This window comes from Paenibacillus sp. FSL W8-0186 (assembly GCF_037969765.1).
In the GTDB taxonomy this organism is placed as follows: Bacteria; Bacillota; Bacilli; order Paenibacillales; family Paenibacillaceae; genus Fontibacillus; species Fontibacillus woosongensis.
Genome location: NZ_CP150207.1, coordinates 4,503,552 through 4,528,509, shown reverse-complemented (window position 1 = coordinate 4,528,509; position 24,958 = coordinate 4,503,552). Strand labels below are relative to the sequence as shown.

General features: G+C 51.0%; 21 protein-coding genes. 13 read left to right on the top strand and 8 right to left on the bottom strand.

What is annotated here, in order from left to right; translation table 11 throughout:
- Positions 1–33: 33 nt before the first annotated feature.
- Both MKX50_RS20165 and MKX50_RS20160 read left to right on the top strand, forming a co-directional pair.
- Positions 34–1,383, top strand: a complete 1,350-nt coding sequence (locus MKX50_RS20165) for a GH1 family beta-glucosidase (protein ID WP_339157663.1) — start codon at positions 34–36, stop codon at positions 1,381–1,383.
- 131 nt (positions 1,384–1,514) lie between these two features.
- Positions 1,515–3,458 carry a DUF2207 domain-containing protein gene (locus MKX50_RS20160; RefSeq protein WP_339157662.1) on the top strand — a complete coding sequence of 648 codons (1,944 nt, stop codon included), beginning with the start codon at positions 1,515–1,517 and terminating at the stop codon, positions 3,456–3,458.
- A 525-nt stretch (positions 3,459–3,983) separates the two neighbouring features.
- Here MKX50_RS20160 and MKX50_RS20155 read toward each other — a convergent pair.
- The 3 genes from MKX50_RS20155 to MKX50_RS20145 all read right to left on the bottom strand — a co-directional run bounded on the left by MKX50_RS20155 (position 3,984) and on the right by MKX50_RS20145 (position 6,247).
- Positions 3,984–4,712 carry an HAD family hydrolase gene (locus tag MKX50_RS20155; RefSeq protein WP_339157661.1) on the bottom strand — a complete coding sequence of 243 codons (729 nt, stop codon included), beginning with the start codon at positions 4,710–4,712 and terminating at the stop codon, positions 3,984–3,986.
- A gap of 75 nt (positions 4,713–4,787) precedes the next feature.
- Positions 4,788–5,591, bottom strand: coding sequence for a TPM domain-containing protein (locus MKX50_RS20150; protein ID WP_339157660.1), 804 nt, complete (start codon positions 5,589–5,591; stop codon positions 4,788–4,790).
- Entirely contained in the window at positions 5,588–6,247 is a 660-nt protein-coding gene (locus MKX50_RS20145) for a LemA family protein (RefSeq protein WP_213593307.1), read from the bottom strand. Before MKX50_RS20145 ends, MKX50_RS20150 begins: the two co-directional genes overlap by 4 nt.
- 359 nt (positions 6,248–6,606) lie before the next feature.
- Here MKX50_RS20145 and MKX50_RS20140 point away from each other — a divergent pair, with 359 nt between their 5' ends.
- Positions 6,607–6,780, top strand: a complete 174-nt coding sequence (locus MKX50_RS20140; RefSeq protein WP_196427170.1) for a hypothetical protein — start codon at positions 6,607–6,609, stop codon at positions 6,778–6,780.
- 732 nt (positions 6,781–7,512) lie between these two features.
- On the opposite strand, the gene MKX50_RS20135 is transcribed toward MKX50_RS20140, so the two are convergent.
- From MKX50_RS20135 to MKX50_RS20125, 3 genes are all read right to left on the bottom strand, one after another.
- Entirely contained in the window at positions 7,513–7,962 is a 450-nt protein-coding gene (locus MKX50_RS20135; protein ID WP_339157659.1) for a threonine/serine exporter family protein, read from the bottom strand.
- 24 nt (positions 7,963–7,986) lie between these two features.
- A complete protein-coding gene (locus tag MKX50_RS20130) occupies positions 7,987–8,748 on the bottom strand; it encodes a threonine/serine exporter family protein (protein ID WP_244996721.1) in 762 nt (253 codons plus the stop codon).
- 194 nt (positions 8,749–8,942) lie between these two features.
- Complete coding sequence (locus MKX50_RS20125) at positions 8,943–9,281, bottom strand: L,D-transpeptidase (protein ID WP_213593313.1); 339 nt, start codon at positions 9,279–9,281, stop codon at positions 8,943–8,945.
- A gap of 185 nt (positions 9,282–9,466) precedes the next feature.
- On the opposite strand from MKX50_RS20125, the gene MKX50_RS20120 reads away from it, so the two are divergent.
- The 10 genes from MKX50_RS20120 to MKX50_RS20075 all read left to right on the top strand — a co-directional run bounded on the left by MKX50_RS20120 (position 9,467) and on the right by MKX50_RS20075 (position 23,993).
- Positions 9,467–10,780 carry an extracellular solute-binding protein gene (locus MKX50_RS20120; protein WP_339157658.1) on the top strand — a complete coding sequence of 438 codons (1,314 nt, stop codon included), beginning with the start codon at positions 9,467–9,469 and terminating at the stop codon, positions 10,778–10,780.
- A gap of 72 nt (positions 10,781–10,852) precedes the next feature.
- Positions 10,853–11,728 (top strand): sugar ABC transporter permease, encoded by an 876-nt coding sequence (locus tag MKX50_RS20115; protein WP_155611337.1) that lies wholly within the window; start codon positions 10,853–10,855, stop codon positions 11,726–11,728.
- Between the two features lie 27 nt (positions 11,729–11,755).
- Positions 11,756–12,586 carry a carbohydrate ABC transporter permease gene (locus MKX50_RS20110; protein WP_230873810.1) on the top strand — a complete coding sequence of 277 codons (831 nt, stop codon included), beginning with the start codon at positions 11,756–11,758 and terminating at the stop codon, positions 12,584–12,586.
- 78 nt (positions 12,587–12,664) lie between these two features.
- Positions 12,665–14,410, top strand: coding sequence for a sensor histidine kinase (locus MKX50_RS20105; RefSeq protein ID WP_339157657.1), 1,746 nt, complete (start codon positions 12,665–12,667; stop codon positions 14,408–14,410).
- Positions 14,391–15,971, top strand: coding sequence for a response regulator (locus MKX50_RS20100; protein ID WP_283925686.1), 1,581 nt, complete (start codon positions 14,391–14,393; stop codon positions 15,969–15,971). Before MKX50_RS20105 ends, MKX50_RS20100 begins: the two co-directional genes overlap by 20 nt.
- A 43-nt stretch (positions 15,972–16,014) precedes the next feature.
- A complete protein-coding gene (locus MKX50_RS20095) occupies positions 16,015–18,573 on the top strand; it encodes a glycoside hydrolase family 2 protein (RefSeq protein ID WP_339157656.1) in 2,559 nt (852 codons plus the stop codon).
- Positions 18,574–19,145: 572 nt separating this feature from the next.
- Positions 19,146–20,228, top strand: coding sequence for a diguanylate cyclase (locus tag MKX50_RS20090; protein WP_213593323.1), 1,083 nt, complete (start codon positions 19,146–19,148; stop codon positions 20,226–20,228).
- Positions 20,229–20,404: 176 nt separating this feature from the next.
- On the top strand, positions 20,405–21,709 hold the full coding sequence (locus tag MKX50_RS20085) for a spore germination protein (protein WP_244996703.1): 1,305 nt from the start codon (positions 20,405–20,407) through the stop codon (positions 21,707–21,709).
- A 14-nt stretch (positions 21,710–21,723) separates the two neighbouring features.
- Positions 21,724–22,824, top strand: a complete 1,101-nt coding sequence (locus MKX50_RS20080) for a GerAB/ArcD/ProY family transporter (protein ID WP_213593328.1) — start codon at positions 21,724–21,726, stop codon at positions 22,822–22,824.
- Positions 22,821–23,993 (top strand): Ger(x)C family spore germination C-terminal domain-containing protein, encoded by a 1,173-nt coding sequence (locus MKX50_RS20075; protein ID WP_213593330.1) that lies wholly within the window; start codon positions 22,821–22,823, stop codon positions 23,991–23,993. Before MKX50_RS20080 ends, MKX50_RS20075 begins: the two co-directional genes overlap by 4 nt.
- 127 nt (positions 23,994–24,120) lie before the next feature.
- Here MKX50_RS20075 and MKX50_RS20070 read toward each other — a convergent pair whose 3' ends face one another.
- Both MKX50_RS20070 and MKX50_RS20065 read right to left on the bottom strand, forming a co-directional pair.
- A complete protein-coding gene (locus tag MKX50_RS20070) occupies positions 24,121–24,504 on the bottom strand; it encodes a hypothetical protein (protein WP_339157655.1) in 384 nt (127 codons plus the stop codon).
- A gap of 148 nt (positions 24,505–24,652) precedes the next feature.
- Positions 24,653–24,829 (bottom strand): hypothetical protein, encoded by a 177-nt coding sequence (locus MKX50_RS20065; RefSeq protein ID WP_196427172.1) that lies wholly within the window; start codon positions 24,827–24,829, stop codon positions 24,653–24,655.
- Between the last annotated feature and the right edge of the window lie 129 nt (positions 24,830–24,958).

Genomic DNA, 24,958 nt, shown 5'->3' with positions numbered 1-24,958 from the left:
TTAAATCTATTAACTTGGCAGGGGGAATTCACGGTGACCATCATACAATTTCCGGAAAACTTCGTCTGGGGCGTATCCACCTCGGCTTATCAAATTGAAGGCTCCTTGGATAAGGACGGGCGGGGCCCGAGCATCTGGGACGTCATGGCGGCAACGCCAGGCAAAATCTATCAAGGCGATGATGCAAGCATCGCCTGCGACAGCTATAACCGCTACGAGGAAGACATCCAACTTATGAAAGAGCTTGGCGTTAAGGCCTATCGTTTCTCAGTATCGTGGCCGCGTATTTATCCCAATGGCTTCGGCGAGGTGAACCGCCAGGGCATCGAGCATTACAAGCGCATGGTGACCAAGCTGCTCGAGAACGGAATCGAGCCGTTCTGCACGCTGTACCACTGGGAGCTGCCGCAGGCGCTGCAGGAGAAGGGCGGCTGGGAGAACCGGGAAACGATCGATGCCTTCGTCATGTTCGCCGAAACAATGTTCCGCGAGTTCGACGGCCTCATCAAGCATTGGATGACCTTTAATGAGCCTTGGTGCACCGCAATTAACGGTCATTTGCTCGGCAGACATGCGCCATGCATTATGAATTGGCAGTCCGCGATCCAAGTCGGGCACCACTTGCTGGTCGCGCATGGCAAGACGGTAGCGAAGTTCCGCGAGCTCGGGACAGCGGGCGAGATCGGTTATGCGCCGGATATTTACTGGTATGAGCCATTCTCCCGCAAACAGGAGGATATCGACGCAGCTTACCGGGCATTTTCCATTTACACCTGGTTTGTAACTCCAGTATTTACAGGCAAATACCCGGAGGAAATGGCCGCTTGGATCAAGACGAAGGGCGCGGAGCCCGTCATAGAGCCGGGGGACATGGAGATCATTTCGCAAAAAATAGATTTCCTCGGCCTGAACTTCTACGGCGGCAATATTGTGCGCCATAAGGAAGGCAACAACTACTTGGACCTGGAGCATGTCGATCTCGGCTACGACAAATCGGATAAGGGCTGGTTCATTTTCCCGGAAGGCCTGTATTTAACCTTGAGCTGGCTGACCGAGCAGTTCGGGCCGATCCCGATATACATTACCGAGAATGGCGCCTGCTATAATGACGAAGTAGTGGATGGGAAAGTCAACGACGTCCGCCGTATCAAATTCCTGGAGAGCCATATTGCCGAGCTGGGCCGTGCGATCGAATCCGGCGTAAATTTGAAAGGGTATCTCACCTGGTCGCTGATGGACAATTTCGAATGGGCGTTCGGATATTCCTGCCGCTTCGGCTTGATCCATGTCGATTACAGAACACAGGTGCGCACACCGAAAGAGAGCTATTACTGGTACCAGAAGCTGATCCGCAAAAACTGGCTTGAGCTGGAGAGCCGTTAAATTAGACGAATAATTCATAATAATCTCTGAGCAAGCCCGCCCTTCGTATGAAGGGGCGGGCTTTTTGTCTGATTTATTTCAAAATGAATTGGTTTATAATAGTTTGAAGATTTTACAATCGAGGTGACATCATGAGGAGATGGTTGTGGCTCCCGCTGGCGCTGGTCATTGTGATGCTGGCAGGCTGCGGGGGAAGCAAGAAGTTTACGATGGAGGAAGTAGACGTAGCAGCAAGGATAATGCCAAACGGGGATCTGTTCGTCCAAGAGCTGTTCACCTACCGGTTCGAGGGCAGCTGGAACGGCATGACGCGGTATGTTGACCCCAAAGGGCATGGGGGGATCGAGTTTTTTGAAGCATATATTCCGCCGGAGGGACAGCATTTCAAAGACTTTACATATGACGATTTGCAGCGGCTTGCTGTAGATTTCAATAAAGATAACGATACTTACTTTATACATGCGCCTTCCGCGGATGAGACGAAGCGGGTCTATTACCGTTACCGGATCAAGGGGGCTGCTGTCCGCTATGCGGATACTGGCGAATTGGCGTGGAGCTTCTTCAAGAACAACAATGACGACATCCATAACGTGACGATTGATCTGCAGCTTGGAGAGCCGCTCGATGAGGAGCGCATCCACTATTTCCTGCATGACCGGACGGGCGGCCAGGTTTCGCTGATTTATGGCGGGAAAGGCGAGGCTTCTTATCTTCGTTACTCTAATGCGCTGCTTGATCAGTATGGGACGGCCCGCTTAAGAGTGCTGTTTCCGGCAGAGTGGATCAGCGAACAGGCGGCACTTCCGGAGGCGCTTCCGCTGGAAACGGCTCTGGCTGCGGAACGGGAGCGGGAACTGCGGTTAGCTAAACGGACGGAGCATCTGGCCATCGCTGACGCTGTGCTGGAGCTGCTGGCATATGGAGCCCTTCTAGTGCTGGGGCTGCAAATTTTGCCCTTCCGAAGGGTTGCGGGATGGCTTCTGCGAAGCAGAATAGCTTCCGGTAAGCTGGAGGAGATCGATCCGCTGCTGGCGGTATATATTTACCGTAAAGGGCGGCTGAAAATACGGGACATGTTTGCCGGAGTGTTCTCGCTGCGGCACCAAGGGCTTGTGGCAATGGAGGAAAGGCAGGCCCCAAGGCGGCTGCTGGAAGACAAGAAGGCGCCTGACATCCTGCCGGAGTTCGTCTTCACAGGAAGGCGCTCGGCTTTAAACGAAACGGAGAGGTTTTTCCTGGATAAGTTCTTCTATGGCAAAAAGCTGGAGACCGAGCGGTTTGCCGGCCCTACACGGAAGGAGAAGAAGGATGCCAACGAGTTGAAGCGGTATCGGCGCCTATCCGAACGCCTTCACGCCGATTTTAACAAATGGCGGGTGCTGCTGGATCACAGTGAGGATTATCACGCGTATGTTTACCCGAATCAGTTCCAGCGGACCATGAAGCCGGCTATGATCCTTATTCATTTCTTGATGATCCTTGCCCTGTTTGTCATCGATGTCTCGAAGTCCTCAAGTATCATCTGGGCGGTTCTGATTGTTGGAACGCTGGCCGGATTTGCGCTTGCTTATCCGAAGAAAAGATGGCTTTCTGGATTGTATTACTTCGGCTGCTTCGCAGCGGCAGGATTTCTGTACGACAGCTCTGCCACAGGCACGTATGCCGTGCTGATCGTCATTACATTTATACTCTCGCTCATTCTGCGCCCCTATACTTTGACGCTGGAGGGCTGGAAGCTTCACGCTGGTCTTCGTTATTGGCGCAGGCGGCTAAAACGGGGAAAGTGGTATTCGAAAGGGGCTCCTCGCTACGATACGGAATCCGGTCTCAGACTCGCTGAATTCGCGATCATACTGGATGCAGGGCCACAGCTCCTAAAGGCGATGAAGCGCCGCTCCGGCGACGAAGCATTGCAATCGGTCGCGGCGCGGATCAGCCAGTCTGCGGTGGAGGGCCTGGTCTATTCCCAGAAGGCCATTGCCTATATGCCTCCGGATTCTTCCTCCGGGAGCAGCGGCGGCTTCTCCGGCGGCGGAGGCGGCGGCGGGGACGGCGGGGGAACCGGAGCTTTTTAGGAAGGCGATGGCGATATAAGAAAGACCTGTTAAGGCGGTTATCTCGTCAGCTAGTATATGTGCTATGCGCTATGCGCTGCCAGTGGAAGATGACCGGCCACAGCCCCGTCCTCATCTAAGCCGGCAATAGTGAGCTGGAACGTGATTTGCAGAACGAGGGCGGAATCGTAAAGCGCTTCTTGCTAGGACCTTCCGTTTGATCGGGTAACTGAATGCTGAAAAGCCGGGTAACCCTGTTGCCGAGAGGTTGGATGTACCGAAAGGTTGGGTAACTGCGTGGTGCCGAGGGGGTTAGGAAGCTGCTAACGGACAGAGAAGCCTTTAATGAGAGTCAATCATCTCATTTTCGCTCCATATTAGCGATATAGAGAACCCTCTGTCCGCTAGTTTCGATTTTGCAGGTATTTTCGGCGAATAGCGGAACCAAGGTCCATTAGCATTACCAAGCCAAGCCCATGAAAAAGGGGCTGTCCAGAAGTCATTGAAAACAGACTGCTGGGCGCCCTTTTTCTGTTGAGAAGGTTTTTATAGGTAATCTGACAGCAGCACCTTAGCGATGTCCGGATAACCAGCTACTTGATGATGCGGCTGATGATCCGATTCCGGATGAACGCTGCGGTGGTTGAACCACAGCACCTTCCAGCCGGCATCGAGCGCGCCGACAACGTCGTTGCGCCAGGAGTCGCCGATATAGCAGCAATGCTCGGGAGCCAGGCCGAGCTGATTGGTCACGTGCCGGAAGAGGCGCACGTCCGGTTTAGTGAAACCGACGGCTCCCGAGACATAAATCAATTCCTCCGGGATTAGCCTTGTCAGGATCAAGGCTCTGACCTTGTTCATTTGATGATCGGGCGGACCGTTCGTTATAACGCCAACCACGAAGTTTCTGGCCTTCAGCTCCAGGATCAGCTCTTCCACCCCGTCGAACAGCCTGATTGCATATTGCAGGCTGAGATACTCGTCCTGGACAGCTTGCGCTTGATCCGGTGTAAGCAAAAGGCCGAATTCAGCCAAGGAGAGCTGAAAGCGCTGCCGCCGCATCTGGTGCAGCTCTTCGCCATGTGTTGGCGTTCCTCCAAGCTCTGCGGACAGAGCGTCGCTGAAGTAGCGCATCCGGTGGTAGGCTTGATCGTACGGAAAATCCTCCGGCGTGGACAGGATGTTAGTCAGCGCAGTGCGAAAAGGAATGAGATGATCGTACAACGTGTCATCGAGATCGAAGAATACGGCCCGCTGCCGCGAATTAGATATCATGAATGCAGTTCTCTCCCTTGTAGTTGATCATTCGTATTAGTTACTATTATACCGCCTACCGGAAGAGAACTGGGATTAAAATCTTCTGCTGGCTCCGCCCCCGCCGGAGGAGCCTCCGCCACCGCCGCGGAACCCGCCGCCGCCGCCGCGGAATCCTCCGCCCCGGCCGAGGATGGACAGAAGGAGCATGGTGAATGTTCCGCGGAAGAACACGATGTCGATGATGATGAACGCCACGATGATAATGACCCATAACGGGGACAGGCCGCCGCCCTCCGCAGAAGCGGCTGAGTCCGGCAGGGCTACTTCCTGAGGGCTCAGTTCCTGGTCTACGCCGTATTCCTTGGCGACCTCGTTATACAGGACTTTGTACGTTTCAACGATGCCTTGTCCGGGCTGCTGATTTTCGATATACGGAATAGTGACCTGGTCGAGAATCCGCCCGGTCTTGCCATCGGGCAGCGCTCCCTCCAGGCCATAGCCGACCTCGATACGGACCTGCCGGTTGCCAGGCTGGTTGTCGCCTAAGGAGACGAGCAGCAGGACGCCGTTATTCAGCTTAGCATCGCCGAGCTGATAAGTTCGCAGCGCCTGGAGCGCATACTCCTCGATGGGCTCATCGCCCAAGGAAGGCACGGTCAGTACGGCGATTTGCGCCTTCGTGCGGTCTTCGAGCGTCCTGCCGAGCGAGAGGAGATATCGAGACTGCTCGGGGGTTAGCAGCTGCTCGAAATCCTGCACATATATATCCCCTTGAGGTTTCGGAATCTTCGGAACAGCTGAGACGCTGGAGGAAGAGGCGGCAAATATGAATATAGTCAGGATGAGAAGCGGGAACAAGCTGCGGATGATTCGTTGCCGGCAGGCCGATGGGCTCATGCCCATTCCCCTTTTGGCTGCAGCCTGAGATGCTGAGAACCGGTTCCCGGCAGCGCAGGAATCTGCGAAGTCTCATCCGTGCCGAAATCGACCTCCGGATTCGTTCTGGATTCCGGTGTCGTCTCGAAGTACCGCTTCTCATCGAATCCCATCATCCGTGCGATAACAACACCGGGGAAACGCCGGATCAGTTTGTTATAGTCCGCGACCGCATTGTTGTAATCGGCGCGGGCGACGGCAATCCGATTCTCCGTTCCGGCCAGTTCGTCCATCAGTTGGGTGAATTGGGCATCGGCCTTCAGCGTTGGATAGTTCTCAACGATGACCAGCAGCCGGCTGAGCGCGCCCTGAAGCTGTTGATCGGCTGCGGCCAGCTCGTCGGGTGTGCGTGCTCCGCCCAGCGCGGCCCTCGCATCGGTAACCTCTTTAATAACTTCCTTTTCATGCTGGGCATAGCCTTTGACGGTATTGACCAGATTCGGTATAAGATCGTATCTTCGCTGCAATTGCACGTCGATTTTGCTCCATTGCTGGTTTACCGTTTCCTCAGAGGTCATAAACTTATTGTAATTTCCCGCGAACAAGGCAATGCCGATAATGATAACTGCCGCAATGATAATGATGGGGATCAGACAGCCTTTTCCCTTTAGATTCATTGGCTATATTCCTCCTGTTCATGTCGCTATTCCTTATCTTTATACCCTTTGCTTTATTTCTAAAAACTAAACAAGGTTTTTACAAATTCGCTTTAGACAATATCATGGATCAGACCCAGAGCTGGATTTGGCGCGCCAATTGCCATCGATAACCATGGCGGTTTACATGAAATGGGAGGAATATGGATGATGCGAGAGCATTCGGGAGGATGTTTACGAGCGCCAGGTGCCGGGTTCATGAGCATTAGCGTCATACTCTCTCACCTAGGAGGATACGGGCTCTCCGCGGTTTCACTTCGGGTCTTTACATTCTATAATTAGAGATGTTTTTCAAATAATATTGAGGAGTTGACTTGAACTTGGCTTATGATGAAGTGTTGGAGCGCCGTAATGAGCTGTTGAAGAGACAGGTAGGTGAGATGCTCGTCAAGGAGAACCAATATGGATTGAAAGATCAAGAGAGTCATTTCCTCCGGCGAATGATTAAAGAGCTGCATCAGACGGAATTCGAGCTAAGCGGCAAATCATTGTAATCATTGAATTGGATATGATCATGGAAGTTATGACGACGGTAGAGGATATGCACCAGGTGCATATCCTCTATTGTTTTGAGCAGAGATCATTGAAAGGATGCTTGCAAGCAGAGGACGGAGGGGAGGTGCGATCCGTATCTTGGAAGCAGCCCGTGGAAAGACTCAGGGCAAGCAAGCTGTACCCGCCGTATATGTTTCTTTGCCTTGCAAGAAACCTTGGGAAATTAAAACTAATTGTATTTTATACAGCTAGTTGAGCTCTTTTATCAAAAAAACCATGCGCTAAATGTAATACATGCAGTTAGTTTGCCTGAATGGAGCCAATTCGTCGAAATAGCTTAAATCTAAATGTAGGTTTTGCAGTTAGTTCCCTCTAACAGGGTCAAAACCGATGAACTAACTGTATGAAGTACAACTAGTTACCTTACCTGATCCTGACCACCAGATACTCATCACCTGATACCCACCACCTGATCCTGACCATCTAGTCATAAATCCGTAGTTATAGGAGAGAAACATTCCAGTTCAATGAAGGCACCGTAAGGTAAATACAGCAATCTAGCTGAAAATGTCCAAACTGACCCTAAAGCTGCAATTTTACGCTATGGCTCAGCAAGCAAAGTTTCCAGGAGGATGAGTATTGCGGTTCACGATGACGCTGGATGCGCGCTGCTCCCTGAGCGCACGAAGCGGACCCGGTCCGATTGCATGGCTCCTGCAGTGCCGGTAATGCTACCTTCTGGATAGCTTAAGCACCATTTGATTCAGCACTTCGGACAATACGAGTCCGATGGCGATGGAGCCCGAGATCAGAAATGCCTTGGCGGCAAGCTGGACAGCCAGGTTATATTCGCTCACGACGAACTGCCGCATGGCGTCGTAGGCCAGCCCCCCGGGAACAAGCGGTATGATTCCAGAGACGCTGAAGAGGATGACCGGCTTCTTGTACAGCCTGGCTAGCGTTTGGCTAATACCCCCGACAATGAAGGTTGCTACGACAGTGGCGAAGACGGCATCAAGACGCGGGGACAGCAGGACATAGGCGATCCAGCCCATCATTCCGGCAAGCCCGCATTGCAGGAGCATCCTCTTCGGGGCATTAAACAGAATGCCAAAGGCAGCGGAAGCGATGAAGCTCGTTATAAGATGGGCACTGAGCGATATCCATTGCGGCGATATCATCCTATGATCAAACCTTCTTTCCGGTTAGAAAAATGTGACGACAACGGCAATTCCTACGCCGATGGCAAAGGCGGTCAGGAAAGCTTCGGCTCCTCTGGACAGGCCAGAGACCAAATGTCCGGCCATCAAATCGCGGACGGCGTTGGTGATCAGCAGCCCGGGTACGAGCGGCATGACGGAGCCAATCACAATCTTGTCCAGCACTTGCCCAAATCCAATCTTGACGAACAAAACGGCCAATAGCCCAATTACAAAAGACGCGGAAAACTCCGCAAAAAATTTCACCTTGACTAGTCGCTGCAGCGCAAGAAACATGGCAAAGCCGGCTCCGCCGCATAAGACGCCGGGCAGGATGTCGGCCATGCTTCCCTGGAACATATATGTAAAACAGCCGCTGGCGGCGGCTGCCGTGACGATCTGCAGCCAGATGGGGTACTGGTTTCCGCTTCGTTCAATATCCGTCAGACGGGCACGGGCATCGGCTGGCGTCATGTCTTTGCTTGCCAGCTTGCGCGATACGTCGTTGACTGCAGCGATTTTCGCTAAATCAGTCGTCCGTTCGACGATGCGAATCAGCTTGGCTGGCAGCGAGCTGCCTGGCTGGAACATGATTACCGTAGGGGTGACATAGCTGTGGGAGCCTCCCAGATTCATTGCTTCAGCCATACGGGTCATCGTATCCTCGACTCTGTACGTCTCCGCTCCGCTTTGCAGCATCATTTTGCCGGCCAGAAGACAAAGTTCCGCAGGGTCGATATGGCCTTGTCCGGCGGCGCCTGCAACCATATAGCCAGGTGTCTCTAAAGACTCCATCCCGAAAGAGCTCTCCGCTCCGCCAGCCGCTCTATGATTTTCACGTTCATCCGCGTTATCCATGTGTGTATTCACCCCTGGTTCATACTGCGTCCATTATATCATGATTGCCTTGAGCGGGCGGTGATTCGTCTTACAGTGGCATTGCATCAGCACTTCCCTCGCTATTATGGCCGAATCGTCACTCTCGTTCCTACAGGCACAAGCTTCGACAGGGCCAGCACGTCTTGGTTATACATACGTATGCAGCCATGGGACACTTCGTGGCCAATCGAAGAAGGATCGTTAGTCCCATGAATGCCATAGTGGGGTTTGGACAATCCCATCCAGAACGCGCCGAAGGGCCCGCCGGGATTGGCCTGTTTATTAATAATGACGAAATCCCCGGTCGGCGTCTGGGTCAGCATTTTGCCGATTCCTACAGGAAAGGATCTCACGACGGTGTCCCCGTCAAGCAATTGCAGCTGCCGTTCCGATAAATCTACGATGATCCGGTAATCGGGCATGTTACAACATACCTCCTGCTTCGGTATAATAAAAGGATTCGTTTAGCTCAGGATATGTATATTCCGGCCCAAGGCCAAATGTCCGACGACCTGATCATATTCTACCCTATAGCTTATAATTCTCCCCTTACGAACTGAAAACGCTGACACTACAATGAGATTATACAAATAAGGGAGGTCATGGAATGAAGAGAATTTTTAAATTTGCAGCATTAGTATCCATTCTAGCGATGGTACTGGCAGGCTGCGGAGCAAATAACGCAACCAGTAACGGGCAGGCTGCCCCGGAGAAAGTGAAGCTGACCATCTGGCATAACTGGACGGGACAGGATGCGAAAGCGGTCACGATGAGACAACTGCTGGATGATTTCAGAGCAGCTCATCCTGAGATCGAACTGGAGGACGAAGGGCTTCCGACAGACGGCTTGAAGACGCGGCTCAGAACAGTAGCGGCCGCGAATGAAATGCCTGACCTGTTCGTCATGTGGCCGGATGCCATGACGAAGGAATTTGTGAAGGGGGATCTGCTGCAGCCGATCAATGAATTCATCGACAGCAAACCAGAGTGGAAGGATAATTTCATTCCAAACGCGCTTGATGGCTTTACGGTAGACGGCGGGATTTATGCCGTACCGATGAACCTGGCGCCAACCTCTTTCATTTACTACAACCAGGCTATCTTTGACGAGCATGGCGTGAAGGTTCCGACGACGTGGGCTGAACTGGAAACGGCGATCCAGCAATTCAACGAGAAGGGTGTCATCCCGATTGCGCTGGGCAACAAAGCGAACTGGGTAGCACAGTCGACCATCTTCAGTGCAATTGCCGACCGTGTTACGGGAACAGAATGGTTCCTCAAGGCCGTTGAACAAGACGGCGCCAAGTTTACTGATCCTGAATTTATCGAAGCTCTGAAGGTACTGCAGAATCTCGGCAACATCGGCGCATTCCAGGAAGGGTTCAACAGTATTGACGAGACACAAATGATGCAGCTGTATTCTCAAGGCAAATCGGCGATGTTCATTAACGGCGGCTGGGCGCTGGGTAACCTCGTCAACAATACGCCGAAGGAAGTGCTTGATCATACGCATATCACGATCCTGCCAGCGATCGAAGGCGGCAAAGGCGAGCCCAATTCGACATCAGGCGTCGTAGGCACAGGCCTTGGCGTCAGCAAGAAATTGACCGGTGCAAAGAAAGACGCTGCAATGGAGCTGTTCTACGCTTTGGGCGGCCCAGAGGGACAGAAAGCGACGCTGGACAGCAGCACGCTGGTCAGCTACAACATCGAGCTGGATACGAGCAAAGCTCATCCGCTGTTCGTAGAACTGCATGAGCTGATGAAGAACGTGAAGATCCACCCGGTTTACGACTCCAAGCTGAGCTCCGCTGCGGTTGAAGTGATCAACAATGGACTGCAGGAGCTGCTGATGGGCGGCAACCCTGAGGATATCGCGAAGAAAATTCAAGATGCCCAAGCAGGCGCACTCGGCAAATAAGCAAATAGACGATGTATCGGCCCTCCTATCCAAGGAGGGCTCATATTTACCCTTAAGGAAGTGATACTCGCAATGAATATAAGAAGTCACCGGAATTTTATCGTTCTTGCGCTTTTGCCCGCATTACTGATCTATGCCCTGTTCGTGTTCGTGCCTGTGATCTGGTCGGCGTACTACGGTTTTTTCAACTGGTCGGGGATCGGAGAGGCGAAGTTCATCGGGGTTAAGAACTATATCGAAATTTTGCAAGACCCCGTCTTCTGGCGGTCGCTCAAAAACAATTTCATTTTCGTGCTCGCCGCCGTATTCGGTCAGGTGCCGATCGCTCTCGTGCTTGCAGTTCTGCTGCATAAGAGCAATATGATTCAACGATTTTTACGCTCCGCTATTTTCCTGCCTATGGTGTTATCCACCGTTGTTATCGGGATGATCTGGCAGTACATCTACCACCCGCAAATCGGCATTCTAAATTTTTTGCTGGAATCGTTAGGGCTGGAGAGCTGGAAGCTGCAGTGGCTGTCGGACAATAAAATCGCGATTTATTCGCTCCTTCCGCCGTTGATTTGGAGCTTCGTGGGGCTGTATCTTATCATCTTCATTTCCGCACTGCAGAATATTCCGGGGGAAGTGCATGATGCTGCCAAGATTGACGGAGCCTCTGGTCTCAGAAAACTCGTCAGCATTTCCATTCCCATGATTTGGGGAACAATTCAGGTGGCGATTATTCTGTGCATCTCCGGCAGCTTGAAGTCGTTCGATCTCGTATATATCATGACCAAAGGCGGTCCAGCCCATGCGACAGAGCTGCTGGCTACCTACATGTATAACTCTACCTTTACCTCCTATCGTTACGGATTCGGGAGTGCCATATCGACGACAATCGTCGTGATCAGTCTGCTGCTCATCGGCACAAGCCAGTGGCTGACCAGCAGAAGAGGCAAAAAATAAGGAGGGGGAGAGAAAATGAGCAGTACCATGCTTAGTATAAGAAAAATAAGATCGTCAATTTTTTGGGCAATTTTGATTGGTTATGGTATCGTTACGATATATCCTTTCTTTTGGCTGATTATTAGCGCATTCAAGACGAATGAAGACTTTTACAGCCGCCCGTTCGGCCTGCCGATGAATTGGCAGTGGGAGAATTTCACCCGGGCCTGGGAGAGCGCCAAATTAGGCACGGCATTCATGAACTCGCTAATCGTATCGCTGGGTTCGCTGGCCGTTACATTGTTCATTGCAGCGCTGGCCTCCTTCGTATTGGCCCGGTTTCAATTTCGCATGAAAGGCATGATTATGGCCTTCTTTGTGGTCGGCATGCTGATTCCGATTCATAGCACGCTGGTTCCGCTATTTATTCTAATGAAGCAAATCAAATTGCTGAATACGTATTGGGCGCTGATTTTGCCATACACGGCATTTGCGCTGCCGACGGCGATCTTTGTGCTGTCTGCTTACTTGATGTCGATACCGAAAGATATTGAGGAGGCTTCTTTCATAGACGGGACCGGGGTATGGGGACTGTTCCTTAAAGTCATTCTGCCGATGTCATTACCGGCTCTGTCCACGGTTACTATATTGAGCTTCCTGCATTCGTGGAATGATTTTTCTTTTGCTCTCGTGTTCATTAGCAAGACGAGTCTGAAAACTCTCCCGCTAGGCATCGCGAATTTTGCCGACGGCTATCAGACCGACTACGGGCTGACGCTGGCGGGAATGACCATATCGGTAATTCCAACGGTGATCATGTATTTGATTTTCCAGGAGCAAGTTATGAAAGGTATGACGGCGGGAGCTGTCAAAGGATAGATTGGTAGAAGATTTTAGGATGAACTGACTGACAACATGGGATGGTGGATGGGAATGTCTTTACGGCGAAAACTTTCAATGATGATGTTGGTTTCCATCCTGATCCCTTTGCTGTTTTTAGGTTCTTTTGCGTTTATTACCTCATCCCGTGTTACGGAGGAGAAGACGAAGCTGTCAGGCATCGAAACCTTAAGGCAGATGGACGGGAATCTCAGATTCATTATTCAGGACGTGGAGAATATATCGCTATTCCTGATCAGCCAAGGCGATGTGCAGCAATACTTGAGCTCGGCAAGCGAGGATGAGAAGGTGAGGTCGCGCATCGTGGGGATGATGATGAACCTGGCCAGCTCCAAAAAATATATCACCGATATTTCGATTGTATCGCGGAAATTTCCAACCGCGATGTCGACGGCGACGTTATATGATTCCAGCCTGCCGCAGCAGGTCGATATTCGGAAGGTAACGGATAAGATGTGGACGGGCGTGTACCAAGTCAAAGACTATTCGGGCCTCAAAAATGTCATCACGTTTATCCGTCCGCTGCGCAGCACCCATCACTATGGCGATCTCGGCTGGCTGGCGATCAGCATCGACGAGAAGGCGATATCCCAATATTGGTCGCAGCCCAAGCTGGGCGAAGGACGGGGGCAGGTCGCGCTCGTCAATGAAGAGGGGCTTATTTTGTCGGCGACCGAGAAGGATTGGCTGGCGAAGCCGCTTGAGGAGCTGTATCCTGGCTTGACTCGCGAATTCAGCGCGAACCTGTACGGGAGTATGACGTATGGCCAAGGGGCAAACAAGCAGACGATGCTGCATTTTCGCGAGCCAAGCGTCGGCTGGATGCTGATCGGTATGATTCCGTATGACCAGTACAGCGCGCAGAACCGCTACATTTTGCTGCTGACGATTGCAGCTGTAGCACTTGCGGCTATGATCAGCGTCGGGCTAATCCTGTTTGTCGCGCAGCGCGTGACGAACCCGCTGCGGCTATTGACCCGTTTGCTGGCCAAGATCGATCCGGATGCCCCGCTTCCGCTGTTTCCGACGAATTCGAGCGACGAAATTGGCAAGCTCGGAGAGAGCTATAACATGCTCGGCAGGCATATCGAGAAGCTGAAGGCGGAGCTGATCCGCAACGAGGCAAGGAAGAAGGAGGCGGATATCCTGGCGCTGCAGGCCCAGATTAATCCCCATTTCCTCTACAATACCTTATCCTCGGTACACTGGATTGCACTCATGGCCGATGAGAAACGCATCGCGGATATGGTGGAGGCGCTAAGCGACTTTTTACGGATCAGCCTTAACCAAGGCAAAGAATTTTATCCTGTGCGGCAGGAAATTGCTCATATTCAGAACTACGCCCAGGTGCAGGCAATCCGCTTCCCTGACAAATTCAATATCGATTTCATCATCGATGAAAATTTACAGGATAAATATATGCTTAAACTGCTGCTGCAGCCTCTGGTGGAGAACGCATTGATACATGGCATCCAGAAAAAAGAGGGGGCCGGCACGATCACCGTTTATCTGGAGCAAAAGGGCGGAATGATGTGCTTCCTGGTGCTGGATGACGGCATCGGCATGACCGAAGAGCGACTTGCTGCCGTAAGGGCCAATCTGCTGCCGAATGCGAATCGAGAGCAGAAGGAGCTGCATGGTTCTACGTCTGTAAGCTACGGACTTCGCAACGTGAATGAACGGCTGATTCTGCATTACGGTCTGGATGCGGGGATTGAGATCGAGAGCAGGCTGCATGCCGGAACAAGGGTATCCTTTTCTATTCCGATTCTGGAGGAACGCGATGAGAATCATGATAGTTGATGATGAAGTGATCATAAGAACCGGGCTTGCCAAGGTGATAAGATGGCAGGAGATCGGCATTGAATTGCTGCCGCCGGCAGCATCGGCGGAAGAGGCGCTGGAGCGCATATCGCAGGAACGGCCGCATATTCTGCTTACCGATATCCGCATGTCAGGCATGACCGGCCTCGAACTTGCGGAGGAGGCGAGAAGAATCAGCCCGGATATCGAAGTGATCATCCTGTCCGGGTATGATGATTTTGTTTATACCCAGCAGGCGATCCGTCAGGATGTTTGCGATTATTTATTAAAGACAAGCAGACCCGAGGAAATCATTAAGACGGTGCTGAAGGCGAAGCGGCGTGTACAGGAGCGCTGGGCAGCGGAAAGCCAAAATTATCATTACAAAAAGGAAGAGGTCAGCCGATCCTTCGGGATGTGGGTTGTTGACGGAGATACGCAGGAAAGCAGAGGCATGCCGCCTGTCCCGCTATTCCTGCCGGCTTTGATAGATGAACAGCAGATCGGCGACTGGAAGAAGCAGGTGCTGATCATTGCCGCCGACGGCTGGAACGATTCGCGTGCGGAAAGCCTGCTGCTGTTCGCTGTGGAGAATATGCTATGCGATCTGCTGACTTGCACGACGATAGTGCAGAAGAACAGAATCGTGGCCGCCATTTACCTCGATCCGCGCCATAAAGACGAGGAAGCTCAGTATCGTCAGGTCATTCGCCATATTGAATCGATGATGAAGTGTACGCTTTTCGTGGCTGCCGGCGAGCAGGTATACGAGCTGGAGAAGCTTCATGAGTCTTATTTGACTGCCGACGAGGCTTTCGGCTATCAGATGATCATCGATAGCAAAATGTGCAGCTACGAGGAGATCAAGCGGCGCAAGGGCGGCAAAACCGTGTGCACATACGAGGAAGAAATCGAGCTGTCGGCGATACTGCTTGAAGGCGATCCCGTAGCCTTGAAAAGCTGGGTGCAGAGGTTCATCAAGGAGCAGCGTCAGGATCCGCAGGCAACATTGGAATCACTGTCTGCATGCCTGCATTCGGTAGCGATCGCTGCACATCGCTGGCTTGAGCGGGTGCTTACGGCTACCGGGAGGGAGAAGCTGCTCGACGGGACCCCTGCACCATTCCAATGGAGGCGCGGCGATGTCATGATTCCTCAGGATGCGCTGTTCCAGCATTTGTATACGATTATGAAAATCTATCATACCCAGCATGCAGAAGGGCAGACAGCTCATGTCCATAAGGCGATGGCTTTTATCGAGGAGCAGCTTGAGCATGATGTCAGCCTGCAGCAGGTGGCAAAGCATGTCCATCTGCACCCGAATCATTTGAGCGAGGTGTTTAAAAAATCGACGGGGATGACCTTCGGCGATTTCGTCATCCGCAAGAAGATGAGCCGGGCGATGGAAATTTTAGCGGTATCCCCGGCCAAGGTAAGCGAAGTCGCCTCTCAGGTCGGGTATGAGGACGTGAAGTATTTCAGTAAAATTTTCAAAAAATATACGGGGAAAACCCCGAGCGAATTCCGCGATGAACCCACGCTGGAATTGAAGCCGCAGTGAAGAACAGGATATTGCGTTATTTTGCCGGAAGGGGAGAGGGAGTATGGAGCTTACAGGATTATGGAAACTTCAGCATTATGACGTCGGCCAAGTGAAACCAATGGAGATCGCTGCGCCGGGCCTGGATGATCGCTTCTGGATCACGGCACAGGTACCGGGCGACGTTCATTCTGCGTTAATCGAACGGAACATCATTGACCATCCGTATTTCGGGCATAACGATGCCAAGAGCCGCTGGATCGAGCAGAAGGAATGGTGGTATCGTACTCATTTTGATTATACCTGGCCGGAAGGGGAGGACGATCATCAGCTGGAGCTGACGTTTGAAGGATTGGACACATTCGCGACGATTTATGTCAATGGGCATGAAATCGGGACGACCCGCAATATGCTGATGGCGCATTCGTTTGATGTCACTCGCATCCTAAGGCGCGGCTGGAACTGTATTGCGGTGAAGTTCGATCCGCTCTATTTGCACCATAAGGACAAGGAGCAGTTTCAGTGGTCGTCCTATACGAAAGAGCGTCCGTGGATTCGCAAAGCAGCGATGAATTACGGCTGGGACTGGGGGCCGCGGATGGTTACGGTCGGTATCTGGGGCAAGGTGACGATCGCGCGGAGAGTGCGCGCCAAAATTGACAGTGTATATGCGAGAACGACTGCGGCTGCCCAGGATAAGGCGACTGTGCGGGTTGAAGTTGACGTGAAGGTGTACCGTAAAAAGCAGCTGTCCTACGACCGCGAACGGGAAGAGCTGCAAATTGGCGGCATGCCCCGGATCGAATGCGAAGTCCGGTTGCTTAGCAAGGATGGCCAGGCTGTTGTCAGTTCGCGTATTCCCGTGGAAGGCAAAAGTGCTTCGATAGATTTATTGGTGCCTCAGCCTTGTTACTGGTGGACGCATGATTTGGGCGAGCCATATTTGTATGAGCTGGAAGTGCGGCTATTTGCAGATAGCCTGCAGGTGGATATGTACCGGCAGCCGTTTGGGATCCGCACGATTGAGCTGGAATTGCACAATGAGGCTGGGGAGCCGTCTTTCGCTTTCCGGCTGAATGGCGTAAAGCTGTTCGCCAAGGGAGCCAACTGGATTCCGGTCGATCATTTTATCGGATCGGCTCCTGATCTGAGGTACCGTCATCTGATCGAGCTGGCCGTGGAGTGCAATATGAATATGCTTCGCGTTTGGGCGGGCGGTATCTATGAGAAAGACGTATTTTATGACGAATGCGACCGGCTCGGTGTGCTGGTGTGGCAGGATTTTGCTTTCGCAAATGCGCTGTTCCCGGATTTTAACCGGGATTTCATGGACAATGTCCGGGCGGAGGTCGTCTATAACGTGAAGCGCCTGCGTAATCGGACCTCGCTCGCGTTATGGTGCGGCAATAATGAAATCGACTGGCTGTACGACATGAAGTCGTCTGGCGGAGACATTACTTGCCCTTTCTATGGAGAGAGTATCTACCACGAGCTGATTCCCGAAGTGCTGGAGGAGCTCGACCATAACCGGGCGTACTGGCCGTCTTCCCCGTTTGGCGGCAATGATGCCAATGATCCGGATATCGGGGACCGTCATAATTGGCAAGTCTGGCACGGCTCTGTGTACCCTCGCAAATTCGGGGAGGCGCCGCTGCTGGATTACAGCGTGGAAGGCGTCACGTTTAAAAATTACAAGAAGGATTTCACTTTGTTCAGCAGCGAGTTCGGCATGCACGCTTCCGCCAACCGGTACACGCTGGAGAAAAATATCCCAGAAGGCGAGTTCTACTGGGGCAGCGTGGAAATGGCCTATCGAAACAAAGATACGAACCATCAGAAGGGCATTCTGCTGATGGAGGGATTTACCGGCGTTCCGCAGACGATCGAGGAGTACATGAAGTTCTCGATGCTGACGCAAGCCGAGGGTTTGAAATATGGCATCGAGCATTACCGCCGCAACAAGCACCGTACGAGCGGTTCCTTGGTCTGGCAGCTCAATGACAGCTGGCCGGGTACAAGCTGGTCTGTCATCGACTACGAGCTGCTGCCAAAGGCATCGTATTACTATATGAAGAAATTTTATCATCCGCTGCTGCTGTCAATCGATCATGATGCCGGGCAGCCGCTCCATGTGTGGGCGGTCAATGATACGCTGCAGGCTTATGAGGGCAAGATCATGTTGAAGGTGTATGATTTTGCAGGGACAGAGGTGTATGCCCGCGAATTCGCTGTAACGATTCCGGCCAACGCAGCTGTTCAGCTCGGCAGCTTGAAGGAGAGCGAGGTGCTCGGCGGCAAGGGAGCGCAGGAGGTTGTAGTGCAGCTGTCCTCCGAGGGTTTTGCTGCTCCAAGCAATCTGTATTACCTGCGAGATCAGAAGGATTTGGACATGCCGGCCGCAGCGCTAGAGGTTCAGGTTGACGAGCAGGAGCAGACGGCAAGCATCACAGCGCATAATCATTTGGCACGGATGGTCGTTCTTGATGTGCCGCAAGGTCATGTGTCGTTTAGCGACAATTTCTTCGATCTGCTGCCGGGTGAGACGAGGACGGTTCACATTCGGCATCTGGACGGTGACAGGGTAAGCTTGGAGAAACTGCAGGTTAGCGCGCTGAATGTCTGAGCAGCAAGGCTGGACGAGCAGCAGGTCAGTGTGCTGCATTGAACGGGACACTAATCCAACTACAAGCTAGTATGCGATTGGGGTTAGCCGTAGGATATACCGATAATCTGATATAGTTGGGGCCGGGGATATGCCTCAAATGAAGAGACCAGGAGTCGATCCTGGTCTCTTTTTATTTAGGATTGGACAGCCGACCTATGAACGGACAGAGGTTCCTCTATTTTCAATAAAAACAGCAAATTCGGATGCTAAAGGACCGAGGTTCCGCTAATACAGCAAATTTGGCCCATGATAGGCTTGAATTGGATCATAAGGTTCGCTGTGTCCACAAGGTTTGTGAATAAGGGGAAAAAAGTGGAAATAATACCCTCGGTGTTTGTTACACCGTAGAGCTGTGGGGCCCTAGAATCCGCCCTTGATATAATGGTCCATGCATGTTTTGTCGAATTATAGCGATTTTTAGCGAAAATTAATCTTTCATCCTTAAATTATATGGTATGCTTACATCAATCAAGGGTAGGGTATTACATTGCTCGGGACGTCAATTCTGTCAATCCAGCGAGGGATGTTCGATGTTTGAGAGTTTGTTTAACAATTTTACGACTCTAACGACCTTTTTATTTTTTGGAAATATGATTCGAACCAAATATTTGCTGAACAGCAGCCTGGAAGAAAGAAGCAAACGCGTAGTGCTGGGAATTGCTTTAGGTTTGTTTGGCGTAGTGCTCATGTATTTTACCTTTCCGATCACGGATAATGTGTTCGCCGATTTCCGCCAGCTTCCGATACTGATCTCGGTTTATCTGGGCGGGATGACCTCGGGAGGGGTCGCGACGCTGATCATCTCGGTTTATCGGATGTTTTTGCTCCATGGGGTCGATCATGTATCGATTTTCGGGGGAGGGTTAAATGCAATTGTTACGCTGCTCTTCGCGCTCCTGCTGCTGCGCATCCCCAGACTTTCATTGAGCAGATGGCTTGCCGCGCTTGCTCTATGTATCATTGCTTCTGACCTCGTCTATTATTGTACGCTGGAAGGAAGTGACCGCAGGGAAGCGATAGTCATGTTCAGCATCGTATTTGCCTTTGGCGGGCTCTTCACTTTTTTCTTGCTGCGATATATGAAGAAATCAGGAGATTCCCTTCGCACCATGCGCGAGGCGGCTTACCGGGATTTTCTCACGGGATTGTATAATGCCCGGGCCTTCGAGGTATTGCTGCAGCAAAAAATAGAATCCTTCAGCCGGTATAGCATCCCCTTTACTCTGCTTTTGGTAGATATCGATCATTTCAAACAGGTGAATGATACATACGGGCATGCTGCTGGCGATGCGGTATTGTCCCAGTTTGCCGATCTGCTGCGCGATACGTTTCGTCCGGATGATAAGATTGCCCGCAAAGGCGGGGAGGAGTTCGTCGTTCTTGTCGATCACTGCGACAGGGACAAGATCGCAAAAATCGCCGAGTGTTTGCGGAGCAATGTGGAGGAACAGCCGTTCTTGCTGCCGCAGGGGTTAATTATTCATTTGACGATTTCCGCAGGCAGCGCGTCATATCCTGACATCGGGGAGGAGCAGCTGCTGGATATGGCTGATCAAGCATTATATAAAGCAAAGGAATCAGGAAGGAACCAGGTCTGGCGTGCGGAACGCTAGGCCTTTTTTTTGTCGAATACAAAGCTGCTGGGGCCATGAGGCACAAACTGAGAAAAGCAAATGTATGATTTATCCGTTTCGTTGGAACAATAACCCGGACTGAGAGGAATGCGTAAAAAGATTTGCAAAACGAAAGGATATTATTCGATATGCCAACGATACGAAATGAGCAAAGGATGGAAGCATGGTTAGCCGAGCAATTGACCGGTCTGATGGATTTCGAGGAGAGGTCCCTGGGAAATTCCGGCGACATTAAAATGATCTACTTGAGAAGCCTGACCGATTCAGATACGGTTAAACGCTTCATTGTCGTACCCAGTTATGAGATGGACGTTCAGGAATATGAGAACTACATCTTTTCTTTTCCGGGGTGCGAGAAAGCCAAGGATAAGCAGCAGGTTATCGAGTTTGTGATGAAAGGCTATATTTTTATTCGGATCAAGGACAGCAGTTATTTGTTTGACGCGATGAAAATAGAGTTTAGCGGTATTTCCTCCAGCATAACGGAGGCAATCGTCCAAGGGCCGAATGATGCCCTGACCGAGAATATTGAAATCAACGTCAATTTGATTCGCCGCCGCTACCAGTCCAAAGAATTGAGGATCGAGCCGCTAACGATCGGCGATGTGTCCCAAACCACGGTTGTCGTGATGTATGACGATTCCCGGGTGGATAGGGATGTATTGCAAGAGATGAAGCAGCGGCTCTCTGAAATATCGGTTGATATTTTGCAATCGGCGGGCGAACTTGAAAAATATATCAGCGAGCGGAGGTATCAACTTTTTCCAACAACGATCGTAACGGAAAGGCCTGACCGGGTCGTATTCAACTTATCGGCAGGCAAAGTTGCCGTACTTATGAACACGGTAGGTTATGCAGTAATAGCCCCAGCCATGTTCAACGACTTCTTCACGGCAATGGATGACAAAATCCAGCTTACGTTAGTCGGCTGGTTTATGAAGCTGATCCGTTACATCGGCCTCTTTATCACGGTTACGCTCCCAGCCTTCTATGTTGCTTTTACATCCTATAATCCGGAAATATTAAAAATTCAAATCACGCTTCTGATCGCGGGAAGCCGCGCTGCCGTGCCTTATCCGTCTTTCGTCGAGGTTGTCTTGATGCTGCTCATGATGGAATTTCTCATAGAGGCGAGCTTGAGGCTTCCAAAGGCGATCGGGCCGACGGCGACGACGGTAGGAGGTCTTATTTTGGGGCAAGCGGCAACGCAGGCCGGTTTGGTCAGTAATATCATGATCATTATCGTATCGGCAGTCGCGATCTCCAATTTTGTCATCCCCTTGAATATGATGGCTTTTACTGTGCGTGTACTTAAATATTACCTCATATTCTTTGCGGCAACGTTCGGACTAATCGGCATCGTGGTGAGTACGGTGGGAATTGTGATGTATCTGTCGGGCATGCGCAGCTTTGGAAAGCCTTATATGGAAATATTTTCAGCGAAACGCCAATCAAGCTAAGGGAGACAAGCAGAATGGTTAAGGAAAGGTATTTCTATTATTTATATTTGATCAACGCGTTAATTAATATCATAAATTTCGTACCCCGCGTCTTGATCGACAACCGATTTGAGGGAGCGCTGCTGTCCATCTTGATTTCGGTTGTGCTTGGGTCGACGCTGTTGATCACCTTTACGAAAATCATCAGCCATTTTCCCGGGGAGGGATTGCCAGAAATTGTGGATTCCACCCTTCCCCGGTTTATAGGCATCCCTTTACTTTGCATTTTTGCTTCCCTTTGGTATGGATCCGGGGCTATCACTCTAGTGTCTTTTGTTGATATTACACTCCGCTTCATAAGTCCAGATGTCTCTCCTTTCTTTGCTCTCATCGCTTTTTTATTGCTGGTTACGATTAGCAGCCGCCTAAAAACAGAATCTATCCTGTATGCGCTCGAGACGACCCTGATCATTAACTGTCCACTGGCTGCTTATATGCTGCTTAAGGCGCTAATAAATCCGCATTTCAGCTGGGATGCGGTCATGCAGGTCATCACCCATCTATGGACTATGCCGAAGTACAACTCTATTGCGGGGGCTTCTTTTATTTTTACCGGATATGTGAACCTGGCCATTTTCAACCGCTCCTTTAAAAGCTTGAAGCCTAGACATTTGTGGATGATCCCGGTATCCGGACTGTTGATCCTGCTAATTACGCTGCTTGTTCCCATTGGCTATCACGGGACGATCGGCGTAGAGGACCAGGTATACACCTGGTTTTCTACGGCGGATGCCATTCGCAGCGAGTTTTTTATCGTGGAGCGCGTGCTGTTTATATTCTATTTCACTTACTTAGCCTTGTCGCTAGTTAGCGCCGTCATTCATTGGCATATTGCATTGGAAATATTCAAAGGATTTTTTATGAAGAAGAAGACAAAGGGATTAAAAGCAGCTTCGAATAAGGACTGGTGGATTCTTGGTGTGATGACGGCAGTAACGGTTTGGATGGGATTCTATTTAGATCAGGTGAAATTAACGGTGCTTGGACAGTGGTTTCTGAATGTTCGCCTGCCCGGAGAGTTTCTGCTGATAGCTACGATCATTGCCGCATACCGGAGGAGGAAGAAGAGGGCATGAGAAAATGGCAGTACCCGAGGCTTGTATTCCTGTTATGCCTGGTATCCCTGCTGCTAGCAGGGTGCCAATTCAAGGACGTGGACCGGCGCGTGTTCGTATTGAGTTTCGGAATTGATTCCGTTCAAACGGAGGAAGCGGGCGGAGAAGGCGGAGAAGGAAAAGAGGGAGAAGGCAAGGGTAAGGGTAAGGGTAAGCATTTGATCGAGGTTTCGCTTAAACTGGCTATTCCCGAAGGTGATCCGACAAAACGTAATCAGGAAGCCATTGTCATTTCTCAGATTTCAAGCAGCATACCGGAGGCAATTCGCCTGCTGAAATCAAAGGTGGATAAGGAGCTGGATTTCAGCCTTTGCAAGACGCTATTGTTCGGAGAGGGATATGCCCGGAACAATATTTCCGAAATGACCGATTGGATGGTCAGGCGCAGGGATATTCAACTAGTCGCCTATAACGGAGTGGCCAGGCCTACGGCCAAGGAAGTGCTTGGCGTACGTCTAAAAAGCGAGCGGGTCCCCGCTTATTACCTCATTTTAAGCTTGGGGAAGGAAGGAACTGAATCGCCTTTCATCGTCAGCACGTTCTCCTATAATTTACGGCGTCATTTGACGGAGCAAGGCCTGGATCCTGTTCTGCCTCTCGTGGAGAAAGAAGGGGAGGATACTCTTCTGATTAATAAAGCAGTGCTGCTGGACAATCAGAGAATACGCGCTGAATTAACGCCCGACGAGGCAAGACTGCTTAATTTGCTAACCCAGCGAGGGCTGCGGACCAGCTTCAATGTAGAAATGGATGGTAACATATATAGTTACAATATGGAAACTAACCGATCCAAATTCAAATTGGCTAAATCGAATAAGGGTAACATGGTCGTGCAGTATACCGTCGGAGGCAGGGCATCGTTGGAGGATAACACGGGCGGAATCGAGATGACAGGGCCCATTCTCAGAGCCGTTTCCAAAGCGGCCAGCGAGCAGTGGGAAAAGGAAATTAAGCAATTCCTTGTCAAAATCCATGGAACCGGGCTAGATCCGTTCGGATGGGGGTTAAGATACAGCGCCATGAATTGGAACAACGCTACGGAGCTTGAAGAGTGGAGAAGGATATATCCGAATTTGGAATTCAGCGTCAAGGCGGATGTGCAGGTTAGATATTCGGGCATGATCCGCTAGCTGGAGGAATTTGCGAAATTTATATCGCCAATAAAGAACCTCTCTCCCTGAATTTGCGGGGAGAGAGGTTCCTTTGTGAAGGTATTACAACGGTTCGGACCTGTCACTTCATCGTAACCGGCATGGCTCACTCATCCCCGTCATCCCCATCATAGCCGTTCAGCACATCAATGCCGGGTACCGCGTTCGGGTCAGGGGCGGCAGGATCTACGGGGCTGTTTGCGGCAATTTCATCGGCATCGGGCACATCAGGAAAATCGCTGCTATGCCGCACATCGTCCGCCTGCTTGCTGGAATGGGGGTCATCCTCGCTAAGCGCTTGGGTGATGCGTGTATCATGCGGGAGCAAATCGTCGCCGGGAATGTCGTTCTCCGGCCGATACTCTCTCAATACCTGGTATCTCTTGTACTCGTGATCAGCGGCCTCAGTCTTGGGATTATCGCCGTGTTCTAAATGTTCTAAATGTTCTAAATGTTCTAAATGTTCTAAATGTTCTAAATGTTCTGGCAAGGGGAATCTCCTCCTCATTATGATGTGCAGGCTATAAGCTGATGCTTAATTGGAGTTTACCCCGAATAGCCACATTCAAACGGAAGAAGTAACAAAAAAACCGGGACGCCTCCTGGCGTTCCGGCAAATGCGCAAAGATTTCAATAAATTAAAACATTGGAAATACGTATTTTACGAGGAAGTACAGAAAGCCGAAGAACAGCACAATATAAGCGGCATATTTAATAAACGTTGAAGCAACCATGCTTGGCTCGGATTTCTGCTGAATGTCTCTTCTTTCTACGTCTACGTTACTCACTTCATTGCGTTCGCGAGGCTCATACATGGACTTTACCTCCTTATCCTCTCAAATTGGGGATGTGTTTTGCTGCTTGTGTAATTTTTAAACGTCGGCCAGGAGGTTGAAACAAATGCAATTGTCACATTTGTAGTTGACTTGTTGCCGCCGGGACGA